The organism is Pseudomonas gozinkensis, from assembly GCF_014863585.1.
In the GTDB taxonomy this organism is placed as follows: domain Bacteria; phylum Pseudomonadota; class Gammaproteobacteria; order Pseudomonadales; family Pseudomonadaceae; genus Aquipseudomonas; species Aquipseudomonas gozinkensis.
This window is the reverse complement of sequence record NZ_CP062253.1, coordinates 2,267,457-2,280,455: the sequence shown is the minus strand read 5'-3', so window position 1 is coordinate 2,280,455 and position 12,999 is coordinate 2,267,457. Positions and strand designations below refer to the sequence as shown.

At 61.1% G+C, this 12,999-nt stretch carries 11 protein-coding genes; 6 read left to right on the top strand and 5 right to left on the bottom strand.

Annotated features, from left to right (window positions below; all coding sequences use genetic code 11):
* The first annotated feature begins 172 nt into the window (after positions 1–172).
* The gene (locus IHQ43_RS10195) at positions 173–2,959 is read left to right on the top strand and encodes an ATP-binding protein (RefSeq protein ID WP_192564223.1); all 2,787 of its coding nucleotides are present in this window, start codon (positions 173–175) and stop codon (positions 2,957–2,959) included.
* Here IHQ43_RS10195 and IHQ43_RS10190 read toward each other — a convergent pair.
* Together IHQ43_RS10190 and IHQ43_RS10185 are read right to left on the bottom strand one after the other, a co-directional pair.
* Entirely contained in the window at positions 2,921–4,393 is a 1,473-nt protein-coding gene (locus IHQ43_RS10190; protein ID WP_192564222.1) for an ATP-binding protein, read from the bottom strand. The two genes, IHQ43_RS10195 and IHQ43_RS10190, sit on opposite strands and share 39 nt — an antisense overlap.
* A 90-nt stretch (positions 4,394–4,483) precedes the next feature.
* On the bottom strand, positions 4,484–5,434 hold the full coding sequence (locus IHQ43_RS10185) for a GlxA family transcriptional regulator (protein WP_192564221.1): 951 nt from the start codon (positions 5,432–5,434) through the stop codon (positions 4,484–4,486).
* A gap of 210 nt (positions 5,435–5,644) precedes the next feature.
* On the opposite strand from IHQ43_RS10185, the gene IHQ43_RS10180 reads away from it, so the two are divergent.
* Complete coding sequence (locus IHQ43_RS10180) at positions 5,645–6,367, top strand: pirin family protein (RefSeq protein WP_192564220.1); 723 nt, start codon at positions 5,645–5,647, stop codon at positions 6,365–6,367.
* 50 nt (positions 6,368–6,417) lie between these two features.
* Here the strand turns inward: IHQ43_RS10180 and IHQ43_RS10175 are convergent, their stop codons facing one another.
* Positions 6,418–7,335, bottom strand: a complete 918-nt coding sequence (locus IHQ43_RS10175) for a coiled-coil domain-containing protein (protein WP_192564219.1) — start codon at positions 7,333–7,335, stop codon at positions 6,418–6,420.
* Positions 7,336–7,584: 249 nt separating this feature from the next.
* Positions 7,585–8,460, bottom strand: a complete 876-nt coding sequence (locus IHQ43_RS10170; RefSeq protein WP_192564218.1) for a LysR family transcriptional regulator — start codon at positions 8,458–8,460, stop codon at positions 7,585–7,587.
* Positions 8,461–8,572: 112 nt separating this feature from the next.
* Here IHQ43_RS10170 and IHQ43_RS10165 point away from each other — a divergent pair, with 112 nt between their 5' ends.
* The 4 genes from IHQ43_RS10165 to IHQ43_RS10150 all read left to right on the top strand — a co-directional run bounded on the left by IHQ43_RS10165 (position 8,573) and on the right by IHQ43_RS10150 (position 12,487).
* Positions 8,573–9,793: a YbfB/YjiJ family MFS transporter gene (locus tag IHQ43_RS10165; protein WP_192564217.1), complete on the top strand. Its 1,221-nt coding sequence runs from the start codon at positions 8,573–8,575 to the stop codon at positions 9,791–9,793.
* 65 nt (positions 9,794–9,858) lie between these two features.
* Complete coding sequence (locus IHQ43_RS10160; protein ID WP_192564216.1) at positions 9,859–10,857, top strand: NAD(P)H-quinone oxidoreductase; 999 nt, start codon at positions 9,859–9,861, stop codon at positions 10,855–10,857.
* Positions 10,858–10,969: 112 nt separating this feature from the next.
* Positions 10,970–11,914, top strand: a complete 945-nt coding sequence (locus IHQ43_RS10155; RefSeq protein WP_192564215.1) for an alpha/beta hydrolase — start codon at positions 10,970–10,972, stop codon at positions 11,912–11,914.
* Between the two features lie 159 nt (positions 11,915–12,073).
* Positions 12,074–12,487 carry a VOC family protein gene (locus tag IHQ43_RS10150; RefSeq protein ID WP_064378880.1) on the top strand — a complete coding sequence of 138 codons (414 nt, stop codon included), beginning with the start codon at positions 12,074–12,076 and terminating at the stop codon, positions 12,485–12,487.
* 57 nt (positions 12,488–12,544) lie between these two features.
* Here the strand turns inward: IHQ43_RS10150 and IHQ43_RS10145 are convergent, their stop codons facing one another.
* The gene (locus IHQ43_RS10145; protein WP_064378879.1) at positions 12,545–12,874 is read right to left on the bottom strand and encodes a hypothetical protein; all 330 of its coding nucleotides are present in this window, start codon (positions 12,872–12,874) and stop codon (positions 12,545–12,547) included.
* Between the last annotated feature and the right edge of the window lie 125 nt (positions 12,875–12,999).

The following is a 12,999-nucleotide window of genomic DNA, read 5'->3' as shown; positions in this document are numbered from 1 at the left end:
GCCCGGGCGCGTGCATTGCGCGCACGTTGCACTGGCGTCAATTCCTGAGGAATATGCCCGGATACTGCGGATTAGACGGCTTGCGTGACCCTCGAGTCGATCTCCGCCCTGCCCGTCACGGATTCTTCACCGAGGCGGATCAGGATCTTAAAAACGTCGAAGGAGTGAGCGGTTGAGTCTTTCCCCGAATCAGGCCATCGGTTTCGGCCCCTATCGGATCCACCCCGGTCAGCGGCTGGTGCTTGAAGGCGACCAGCCTTTGCGCCTGGGCCGGCGCGCCATGGACATTCTGCTGATCCTGCTGGCCAACGCCGGCGAGGTCGTCAGCAAGCAGCAGCTCATTGCCGGGGTCTGGCCGGACAGCGTGGTGGAAGACATCAATCTGCGGGTGCACATGGCCGCGCTGCGCAAGGCGCTCGGCGACGGTCAGGCCGGGCAGCGTTACATCGTCACGGTGGCGCAGCGCGGATACAGTTTCGTCGCGCCGGTCCTGCTGCAATCCATCGAACAACACCCCGCGGCCGCCAACCTCGGCCGGCATAACCTGCCGCTGCGCCGTACGCGGATGATCGGTCGCCAGTCGGTGGTCGATAGCCTGATGAAGCAACTGCCGCGCCAGCGCTGCATCACCCTGGTCGGCCCCGGCGGGATCGGCAAGACCACCGTGGCCTTGCGCGTTGCCGAACAGCTGATCGGCCGCTACCGCGACGGTATCCGACTATTGGATCTGGCACCGCTCAACGATTCGGGATCGATCTGCTCGCACCTCGCCGCCCTGCTGGATCTTTCGCTGCATGACAATGAACCGATGGCCTGCCTGATCAGCAGCCTGCGCGAGCGTCAGATGCTGTTGGTGATCGACAACTGCGAGCACTTGATCGACGCCGTGGCGTTACTCAGCGAAAGCATTCTGCGTGGTGCGCCGCAGGTGCACATCCTGGCCACCAGCCGCGAAAGCCTGCGCGCCGAGGGCGAGTATGTGCAGCGTCTGGAATCTCTCGATTGTCCACCTCCGATTGCGGTTCTCGATCGCGATCAGGCGATGGGATTTTCTGCGTTGCAACTGTTCGTCGAACGGGCAATGGCGGCCCACGAACACTTTGAGCCGGGCAACGCTGATCTGCCCTTGATCATCGACATCTGTCGACGGCTGGACGGCATCCCGCTGGCACTGGAACTGGCGGCCGCGCAAGTCGCGAGCCTTGGGCTGGACGGTTTGCTGAGTCAGCTTCAGGGGCGTTTGCCGACAGGCAATCAGACTCGCCTCGGCCGGCATGAAACCCTGCGCGCTACGCTGGACTGGAGCTTCAATCTGCTCAACGGCTGCGAACAGACCGGCCTGCGTCGACTGGGTGTGTTTCGTGGCGCGTTCACGCTGGAATCGGCGGCGGCGGTTATCGTCGGTCAGCACATCGAGTCGAACGAAGTGTTTGCCTCGATTACGCAACTGGTCGCCAAGTCGCTGCTCAACGTCGAGGTCGGCGATGAAGAGGTGTTTTATCGCCTGCTCGACACCACTCGCCGCTACGCATTGGAAAAACTCGACCAGGCCGCCGAGCTCGGCGAAACCCGCGAACGCCATGCCGAACGCAGCCTGGCGCTGATGCATCAGGCCCAGGCCGATTGGGAGAATACGCCAACCGAAGTCTGGATCGAGCGATACGCCCGTGGTCTCGAAGACCTGCGCGCGGCGCTTGAGTGGACGCTGAATGGCGCGGGCTCGCGCCCTCTCGGCGTGCGCCTGACGGCGACTTCCGCGCCACTGTGGCAGGAGCTGTCCCTGCTTAAGGAATACGGCGTTCACGTACGCCGGGCACTCGCGCTGCTGGCGTCATCCGACGAGCCCTGCCCGCGACTGGAAATCGCCCTGAAACTGGCCCTCGGCAGCGCCTGCTACCACACCTGGGGTGGCACCCCGGAAACCATCGAAGCCTTCGTCAGCGCCCGCCTGCTGGCGCAACGGCACGACGACAAGGCCGGCCAGTTGCGCGCGGTGTCGGGGCATATGGCGGTCAACCTGAGTTGCGGGCATTACCGGATGGCGCTCGAGCAGAGCGAGCAATTCGAAAGCCTCGGTGTGTACGGCGATGCGCAGTTGTCCCTGAGCACCCATCGCTTGCGGGTACTCGCGCTGCATTACGCCGGCGATCAGCATCAGGCGCGAATCCACGCCGAACAGGTGATCCAGCGCATGGCCCACAGCGGCCATCTCAACCGCTTCACTCACGGTTTCGGCGTGCAATACGATCAGAGCGTTGCCTCGCTGACCGTCCTCGCCCGAGTGTTGTGGTTGCAAGGTTTTCCCGAGCAGGCCTGGCGCACGGCGCGGCAGGCGCTGGACATCGCGGTGCAGATCAACCACGGCACCTCGATCTGCTACACCCTGGCACTCGCATCGTGCCTGATCGCCCATTACAACGGCGACGTACAGAACGCCCGCGCGCTGCTGCAACTGTTGCTCGAACAGGCGCAGAAGCATTCGGTGCTGCTGTTCTACACGTGGGCGCGACACTACGCGCAGGTGATCGACGCCGACAAAGCCCCCGCCATCCCGCCCGCCGACAGCGGTCTGGTCAGGGAAATCATGGTCACGCTGGATCCGGGCTTCGTTGATGATGCGTTGCTGGAACGGGCGCAAAGTGGCGCGGCCGGCTGGAGTACTGCGGAAATCTTGCGGGCCCGGGCCGAGCGATTGCTTGCGGCTGAAGCGCCCTGTCATCACACGGTCGAAAGCGCCTTGCAGCAATCGCTTGAGATAGCGCGGACACAAGGCGCCCTGGCCTGGGAGCTGCGCAGCGCAACGTCGCTGGCGCAGTTGTGGCAACGCCAGTCGCGTTATCACGAGGCGCTAGAATTGCTGACACCGATCTACCAACGCTTCACCGAAGGCTATGCCACACCGGATCTGCGCAAAGTGCGTTTACTGCTCGACGAACTGCGCGGTCAGTCGGCCGCTTGAGGCTGGCCGGGTGCGGCCCAGGTAACGCGCGTGCCGACGCTCGACATCACTCAGTTCGCCGCCCTGCTCCAGCTGTTCAAGGGCATAGCGGCGTGTGGTGTTGAGCATTCGATAGCGCAGCGTTCCGCTGGATCGGTCCGTTGTCAGCCATGACCTGGCCGCCAGCTGTTCGACCACTGCCACCAGTGTCGAGGGTGGTAGTTGCGCGCAACTGATCACGCCGATGGCGGCGTCCAGGGTGAATGCCATCTTGAACACCGACAAGCGTTGCAGCACGCGTTGTTCCTGCTCGCTCAAGCGCTGATAGCTCCAGTCCAGCGCAGCCTTCATCGACTGATGGCGTGGCACGGCGGTGCGGCGACCGTGACTCAGGACTTGCAGGCCTTGATCCAGTTGCGTCTGAAGGCCGACCAGCGCCAGCGCATCGATCTGCGCGGCTGCCAGTTCGATCGCCAACGGCAGACCGTCGAGCCGCCGACAGATATCGCGCACCGTTTCCAGATCCTGCTCACGCAGACAAAAACCGTGTTGACGCGCACGGGCACGACTGACAAACAGCTGCACCGCCGAATAACCCATGACCTCGGCAACACTGTTGAGGGCCGAAGATTTGGGAAGGGTCAGGGGCGGAAGCGGCTGGAGTACTTCCAGACCGAGACGCAACGGTTCGCGGCTGGTGGCAAGGATTGATAGACGAGGCGCGGTGTCGAGCAGCGTTTGCAGCAACTTCCGGCAGGCTTCGTGCAGATGCTCGCAATTGTCCAGCACCAGCAAGGCGTGGCGCGCGGTCAGGGTGGGGAAATCGATGTCGAGGGTTTTCAGCAGGTGATCAAGGAGCGGGATGTCGTCGTCGATCAGCGATAGATCCACCTGCCACACGCCATCACGGAAATGTTGCAGCAGCAGTTCCGCTGCGCGTAACGCCACGGTGCTTTTGCCAACGCCGGCAGGTCCCGTCACTGTCAGGAGCCGGGACAATGGCAATTGCCGCACCAGACCGCCGACCAGTGAATCGCGCCCGGTGACCGGCGTCAGCCGTGCGGGCAAATTGTGTTGGGGCGCCTGCAGGCTTTCGAACACCACCTGCTCGACGCTGTCGCTTTGCACCGGTGCCACGAAGCTGTACCCGCATTGCGGCACATTGACGATGTAGCGCTGACCGTTCTCGCCGTCGCCGAGAGCCCGACGCAACGCGGCGATGTGCACCCGCAGGTTGATTTCCTCGACCACCGAGGTCGGCCACACCAGCGCAATCAATTGTTCTTTACTGACCACCCGCCCGGCGCGCTCGACCAGCACTTGCAGAATGTCCAGCGCACGACCGCCCATGCGCAATTGCCGATCCCCTTCGAGGATCAGCCGCTGGCGCAAATGGAACGCGTACGGCCCGAAATACAGGACCGACGCCGAGTTCAATTCGTTGAGGCTGTTCATGTCCGTTATCTTCGCAGGCCTCGATGACGGTACAACCACCATGCGGGGTCCAGCACGGACATCCGGATGCCCGTAACGGACAGAACCGCTCTAGCTGAACTGTTCGCGATATTGCGTCGGGGTCAGCCCGAGCTTTTCGCCGAACAGAAACCGCATGTGCCGCACGCTGCCGAAACCGCTTTTATAGGCCACGGTTTTCAGCGGCAGATCGCTGGTTTCCAGCAGATTTCGCGCGCAATCGATGCGCGCACTTTGCAGAAACTCCATGGGCGTCATGTTGACCTCGCGGGCGAACACCCGGGCGAAATGCCGCGCACTCATGTTCGCAAGCCCCGCCATGCGCTCGACGGTGAAGGCTTCCTCCAGGTGCTCCAGCACATGGTTCTGTACCCGGGTTATCGGCGTTTCCTGAGGCGCCACGGCTGCCATCAACGGGCTGAACTGCGCTTGCCCGCCCTGACGTTTCATCACCACCAGCAATACCTTGGCCACGTCCTGGGCAATTTTTTTGCCATGATCGCGGGCGACCACCGCCAACGCCATATCGATCCCGGCCGTGACACCTCCCGACGTGATCAGGTTGCGATCTTCAATGAAAATCTGGTCGGTCGCGACGTTTGCCTTCGGAAAGCCCTTGATCAATCGTTCGGTGTAATTCCAGTGAGTGGTCACACGATAGCCGTCGAGCAAACCGGCATGACCAAGCACGAAGGCGCCGGTACAGATCGAGCCATATTGCCCGGCACGCGTCACCGCGCCTTGCAGCCAGGCGAGCAACGGCGGATGTTTTTCGTTGTACGCACCGGGTCCGCCCGGCACCAGCAACAAGTCATAGCGCTCATCGGCTTCGTCAATGTGTCGATCGGTGTGCACGAGTACGCCGTTGGACGCACGCAACGGCCCGCGCTCGGTGCCCAATGTTGTCAGGTGATAGTGGGCTTGCGGTTTCAGGTAGCGGTTGGCAACCGAAAAGACCTCCAGAGGCCCGGCCATGTCGAGCAGCAGAAATTCCGGAAACAGCACCATTGCCACGGTCTTCATGGGGTATCACCAAAATCCATGTGGAATCATAAATCTGCGCATTATGGCCAGATACGGCGCAACCGTTGAAAAAGAATGCGTGCTTCAGTCAACATCACTGTCAACCATAGCGAGACAGTATTTCAATTTTCATCTACTTATTGCGTCGATAAGTAAACAGTAACCTTCTCCTCACTCGGACGAATCAACGTCCTGAAAGGAGATTTCATCATGCTGACCCTTCGTAAAGCTTCCGACCGTGGTCTGGCCAATCATGGCTGGTTGAAGTCGTTCCACACCTTTTCCTTCGCCAGCTACCGTGACCCGCGTGAACAGGGCTTCTCCGACCTGTTGGTGATCAACGATGATCGCGTCGCCGCCGGCAAAGGCTTCGGACAGCACCCGCACCGCGACATGGAGATTTTCTCCTATGTGCTCGAAGGAGCCCTGGAACACAAGGATACCCTTGGCACCGGTTCGGTAATCCGCCCCGGCGATGTGCAACTGATGAGCGCCGGCAGCGGCGTGGCCCACAGTGAGTTCAACCATTCGGCGACCAAGCCTGTGCACTTCCTGCAGATCTGGATCGTGCCGGACGTCAGCGGCGCGAAACCGCGTTACCAGCAAGAGCACTTCAGCGAACAGAAAAAGCGCGGTCGCCTGCAACTGATCATTTCGCCCGAAGGCAGCCACGGCTCGCTGAAAGTACGCCAGGATGCACGAGTGTACGCCGGGCTGTTCGATGGCGAGGAAAGCGCCACACTCAAGCTGCCTGCCAACCGCTATGCCTATGTACACGTTGCTCGCGGCAGCGTTGAACTGAACGGCGTGCAGTTGAAGGAAGGCGACGGCGTGCGGGTTCGTGAAGAACAGGCACTGACCCTGAGCAATGGCCTGGATGCCGAGGTCCTGGTGTTTGACCTGCGTCCGCAGGAGCTGCCGGAAATGCCATGAGTCCATGGCTTTCATCGATCGAAAAAACGGCCTTCGTTGAAGGCCGTTTTTCACTCTGCAGGGAAGGTCATCAGCACTGCTGGCGCAGGATTTCCAGCCTCTTTCACCGACTGAAGCATTGCCATGGTTGTCTGCATCGCCATCATCACGTTCGCCTGATTGGCGTAGTAAGTACCCGCGAGTATGGCGACCATCCCGAGAAAATGTACGGCCGTTGCCGCCCAGTAATTCGCCTTGATCGTCGAGACCTGCCTGACGGCTTCGTCAATTCGCTCCAGAGACCTGTCAATGCGAGCCGAGACGATCGCGTAACGCTGGTCGCGCTCCAGGTGAGCCTTTTCTTGCTCCAGTCTGACTTTTTCGTAGGCTTTCTCTCGCTCGACCCGGGTGGTCTCCAAGACCTTTTCATACCCCAGTCGAGCCTTCAAGCGCTCCTGCCGCAGGCTTTCGAGATTCTTCTCGTACGCCAGCTGGATTCTTTCCTGAGCCTGCTCCCGCTCAAGGCGCACTTTCTCCTGGGCCTCTTCCCGCTCAAGACGCACTTTCTCCTGGGCCTCTTCCCGCTCAAGGCGCACTTTCTCCTGGGCCTCTTCCCGCTCAAGGCGCACTTTCTCCTGGGCCTCTTCCCGCTCAAGGCGCGACTTTTCCTGAGACTTCTCCCACTCCCGCCGTGCTGCCTCCTGCTCTCGTTTCTGCTCCAGGCGCGCCGCGTCTTGGGACCGCTCCCGCTCCACCCGAGCCGCCTCCTGAGATCGCTCCCACTCGAACCGAGCCTCCTCCATAGAGCGTTTCTGCTCCAACCGGGCCTGCTCCTGATTTTTTTCGAGCTCCAGCCGTGCCTGATCCCGCTCGGCCTGCTGGGTCAGAAAGCCATCGATCTTGGCAGACATGGATTCGATCCGTGCATCGATTCTTGTCTCGATGACCTCGATCCTGGCGCTGAATTCGTCTCGCGTTATGTAGTTCATAGACTCAGTACTATCCGTTTGCCCGGCCATGTCGCTTGCTTGAAATTGGCTGAATTCCCTTGCAATCAATTCCGCACCTCTGACGTTTATCAATACTTCCCTGGATTGATCACCTCGGAGCATTTCACCTGCTCACTCAGGGTGTGGGAAACGATAGGGCCCGGCCATAAAACTCACAAGCCAGCGGATTCTGGCGCTGTTGTAGGCAAGATCGTCAGCTGATGTAGCCGTCCTACACAGCATCAAGGACTACTCATTCTCCAGCGCAAACGCCTCGACAATCTGCTCGATCACCACCCTGACCCGCGCGGTATGGCGCAAATCCGCATGGGTCACCAGCCACACTTCATAAGGCAACGCTCGCGTACGCTCCGGCCACAGCCTGACCAGTCCATCGCGCTCGCCCATGTAGACCGGGATTTCTCCTACACCCAGCCCGGCGGCAATCGAGCGTCGTACCAGCAGGCTCGAGCTCAGACCGGCGACGATACGCCCCCGACTTATGGATTCGGTCACCAGGGTCAGGTCCTTGTTGCCTTGCAGATACGGCTGGTACACCACCAGATCATGGCCCTCGAACGCACTGCCTGGCGTCGGCACACCATGGCGGTCGACATAGGCCTGCGAGGCAAACAGGCCCACGGGCCAACGCGCGATGCGCCGGGCGATCAGGTCCGGGTTGTCGGGACGGGTGTTGCGTACGGCGATGTCCGCTTCACGCTTGGCCAGGCTGAGGATCTGCGTAGAGGCATCCAGGTGCACGCGCACGTCCGGATGGTATTCGTGCAACTGCGCGATGGCCGGGATCAGAAAGTCGATGGCCAGCGAATCGGTGGTGCTGACCCGCACACTTCCGGTCAGGCGATTGTCCAGGCCCTGAATGCGCCGTTCCAGCTCCAGTGCCGAATGCTCCATTTTTTCGACAGACTTGAGCGCCGCTTCGCCGACTGCCGTCAGCGCATAACCCTCGGAGGTGCGCAGGAACAAGGTCGCGCCGAGCGACTTTTCCAGTGCCGTGATGCGTCGCCCGACTGTCGCCTGATCCACGCCCAGCACGCGCGCGGCGCCGCGTAATGTCGACTCGCGACAAACCGCAAGAAACACTCGTGCATCATCCCAGTTCATACCGTTCTCCATTGATGCATAAACGCATCACTAACACGCAAACTCGCTGCATTAACGCAGCAACGATAGCCGATATGCTGGGCGCCATAAACCTTTCCACAGGATTGCCGTCATGCCCCCTTCAATTGCTTCGCCCGAGCGTCCGGACACGAGCGTCTGGCTGGCGATCTTCGCCGGACTCTGCGCCAGTCTGGTCAGCATCGGTCTGGCGCGTTTTGCTTACACGCCGCTGATCCCTTCGCTGATTCAGGCACAGTGGTTTTCCGCCCATGATGTGGTCTATCTCGGCGCGGCGAATCTGGTCGGTTACTTGATCGGCGCCCTCCTCGGCCGTCCGCTGGCACGCCGGCTCACTCAGAGAAACGCCTTGCGACTGATGATGCTGGCGGTGACCGTGGCGTTTTTTGCCTGTGCGTACCCCGTGTCAGTGAGCTGGTATTTCGGCTGGCGTCTGCTCTCCGGAATCGCTGGCGGCGCGATCATGGTGCTGGTGGCCGCGACCGTGCTGCCACACGTACCGGCCGCGCGCAAAGGCCTGGCCAGTGGGGCGATTTTCCTTGGCATCGGTCTGGGCATCGCTGGCTCGGGCACGATCGTCCCGCTGCTGTTGAGTCTGGGTTTGCAAGCGACCTGGCTGGGATTGGGCGCACTGTCGCTGGCACTGACGGCATTAAGCTGGTTCGGCTGGCCCTCGGAGCTGCCCCATGCAACCACCGCAACGGCTCAGGTGGCCCCGGCAGAACCAACGCCGCCTGCTGTTTATCTGCTGTTTGCCCAGTACGCTTTCATGGCCGCCGGGCTGGTGCCGGCCATGGTCTTTCTGGTGGATTATGTCGCCCGAGGCCTTGGCGCCGGGGCGCACGTCGGCGCGCTGGTCTGGATCATGTACGGTCTGGGCGCCATCGTCGGCCCGGTAAGTTATGGCTTTCTCGCCGATCATCTCGGTGCGCGAACGGGGATTCGTCTGGTGCTGGTGGTGCAAGCGATCACCCTTGGTTTGCTGGCCATTTCGCACTCGTTCCTGGCACTGGCGCTGTTGGCGGTAGTCCTCGGCTCGTTCCCGCCGGGCATTGTCCCGCTGGCGTTGGCCCGGGTGCATGAGCTGGTGCCGGATCATCATCGCCAGCAGGTGGCGTGGAGCCGGGCCACGGTGTCGTTCGCCACGTTTCAGGCCTTGGCCGGATTCGTCTATTCGGCGCTGTTCAACGCCACAGGCGGACAGCATGTGCTGCTCTTCGTGATTGCCGCCGGTGCCATCGTGATCGCTCTGATACTTGAACAAGTCATGAAACTGCTGCCCTCCTCCGTCGAGCAACGCTGCTGCGTCCAATGAGGGGAATCATTACGCCCTGACTGCGCTCCCATCTACTGATCACTTGTTTCAAGAGGAATCGAAAAATGACATTGCCCACTGAAATGACACGAATTGAAATCACCGAACCGGGCGGGCCCGAGGTTCTGCAATCCCGACGCGTCCCGCTGCCGGTGGCCGCACAAGGCGAAGTACTGATCCGCGTGCACGCTGCCGGCATCAATCGCCCGGATGCCCTGCAACGCGCCGGCAAGTACCCGATGAAGCCTGGCATGAACCCGATCCCGGGCCTTGAAGTGGCGGGTGAAGTCGTGGCCGTCGGCAATGGTGTCAGCACATTCGCGGTGGGTGACCGGGTGTGCGCACTGACCAATGGCGGCGGTTACGCCGAATACTGCACGGTTCCGGCGGGCCAGGTCTTGCCAATTCCCGATGGACTGGACTGGATTCGGGCAGCGGCAATTCCGGAGACATTTTTCACGGTGTGGGCCAATCTGTTTGGCCTCGGCGGCGCCAGCCGTGGCCAGCGTGCCTTGATCCACGGCGGCACCAGCGGCATCGGCACTACCGCGCTGATGCTGTGCCGCGAATTTGGCATTGAAGCCTTCGCCACCGCCGGCAGCGCCGAAAAATGCGCAACGATCCGTGATCTGGACGGTGAAGCGATCAACTACCGGGAACAGGATTTCGCGGCTGTCATCGCCGAGAAGACCGCCGGCCAGGGCGTGAATGTGATCCTCGACATCATGGGCGGCTCGTACCTCAACGGGAACATCAGCGCCTTGGGAATGGACGGGCGATTGGTGATGCTCGGTTTCCTCGGTGGCGCGCGGGCCAATGACATCGATCTGCTCGCCATCCTCGGCAAGCGTGCGGTGGTCACCGGCTCCCTCCTGCGCGCCCGCACTTCTGCGGAAAAGGCTGCCATCGCCGATCAATTGCGCGAACACGTCTGGCCGGTGCTGGCTGCGGGGCGCTGCCTGCCGATCATCGACAAAGTCTACCCGCTCGCCGACGCAGCGCTGGCCCATGCGCACATGGAAGCAGGCGACCACATCGGCAAGATCGTGCTGAAGATCGACTGAGTCGTTGCAGCATTTTGTAATCGTTGCAGGCGTGCGGTGATCGAAAATGTCACGCGCGGGTCGAGGCATCTGGTAAAAAGCGTTCTTTGTCCACACCGTGGTGATACGTTTAATGTTCCTTGCCTTCATGACCCGACTTCGACGCCGCCGTCTGGCGTTCGCCTGCATGGCCGCCCTGATCATCGGCGTGCCGGCGAGTTGTGCCGTGCTGGAACACACCGAACGCAAACTGTTGTTTCGCATAGAACCGGGCACTGCCGGCTGGTATCACGGATTGCCCGGCAGCGTGCAGGAACTCGACCTGCAACCGAAAAGCTTCAAGGCCGGGCAAAACATTCACGCCTGGTGGTGGCCGGCAGAACGCGCCGATGCACCGGCCATCCTCTATTTGCATGGCGTGCGCTGGAACCTCACCGGCCAACTGTTCCGTATCGAACAATTGCGTGCTGCAGGTTATTCGGTACTGGCCATCGACTATCGCGGCTTCGGCCAGAGCCATGGCGACCTGCCATCGGAAAGCACGGTGTACGAGGATGCCCGGGTGGCCTGGGCACGCTTTCAGCTGTTGCAACCGGACCCGAACAAACGCCTGATCTACGGGCATTCACTGGGGGGCGCGGTCGCCATCGATCTGGCTGCCGAACTTGGCCGCGATGCTGCCAGAAATCACACCCCACTGCCGGTGCGGGGACTGGTTATCGAATCCACGTTCACGTCACTGGCGGATGTGGCGGCTGCCGTGGCCAACACCTCTCTTCCGGTACGCTGGTTGTTGTCGCAGAAATTCGATTCCATCGACAAGATCGCCGAGATCCACATGCCCTTGCTGGTGGTGCACGGCCTGGCCGACGCATTCGTCCCGTCTCGCTTCAGCGAACAACTGTTCGCCGCCGCCCGGCAACCGAAACGCCTGCTGCTGGTGCCCGGCGCGACACATAACAACAGCATGGCGCTGGGCGGACAGAACTATCGCAAGGCGATCGATGCACTGATGCAAACCCGACCTGCCGCCCGAGTGGCGGGCGCCGCGGTGCAGAAGAACCCACGCGACTCCTGACGCCCTTTCTCGCAGACCATCGGTCACCCAGAACCGAAATTCTTGCAGCATCGGCTGGCAATCCGGCGTTCTAACGCTTTGCTGGATGGAGTCAATCCATGACGCTGCTTCGGCACACCCGGCCGTGCGGCGTTCCACTGCCTATTCGGGAGCACCACCATGAAAATCAACCCGTACCTGATCTTCAACGGCGACTGCCGTGCAGCCTTCACGTTTTACGAGCAATGCCTGCAAGGCAAGCTCGAGGCGATGATGACCTTCGGCGAAACCCCAGCCGCCGAACATGTACCGAAAGAGCACCACAACCTGATCATCCACACCTGCCTGAAAGTCGGCGATCAGATGCTCATGGCTTCGGACACCACACCCGACCGCCCGACCCAAGGCATGAGCGGTTGCTCGATTTCCCTGAATGTCGACAGCATCGCCGAGGCAGAGCGGGTATTTAACGCCCTTGCCAGGGACGGTCGCGTCGACATGCCATTGGAAGCCACCTTTTGGGCCGCACGCTTCGGCATGCTGGTGGATCGTTTTGGCGTGTCGTGGATGGTCAATTGCGAAACTGACAAATGACGCTGCCAGTGCGCCGGACATAAAAAAGCCCGACCTCTTCAGGTCGGGCTTTTTCATTCAACGTTGGGCCAGTTCGTGCCGAACGCACTGTTCGTAGTAGGTCTGCTTGACGGCCGCCGGCTTTAGCCGCGACGCGCTGTCATAGGTCTGCTCGGTGATGCCCATGGCGGTCATGCGCATCCACGGTTGCTGGAACTTGCGCGCCTGCAAGCGCTTGCGCGCGCCATACAGCGAAATCCCTGACAGCTTCGATTGTTGTGCGCCGGCGGCGATGTCCGAACCCCAGGTACACGCAAAACGATGGCTTTTGCTCAGTTCCCTGGCCTGGGCCTCCACCGCGAACAGAGCGAGGGAAAGCGTTGCTACGGTGATGACAATCGTCCGCATGTGGCCCACCTAACCTTTTGAAAAAAAGCGAGTTTGCCGGGACTTTGAACATTCGGGGGCCAGCAATTTGCCGCCTTTTGAAGCCGTGTTTTGCGAAGGGGCTCTCCCATAAGATGCACGGTTTC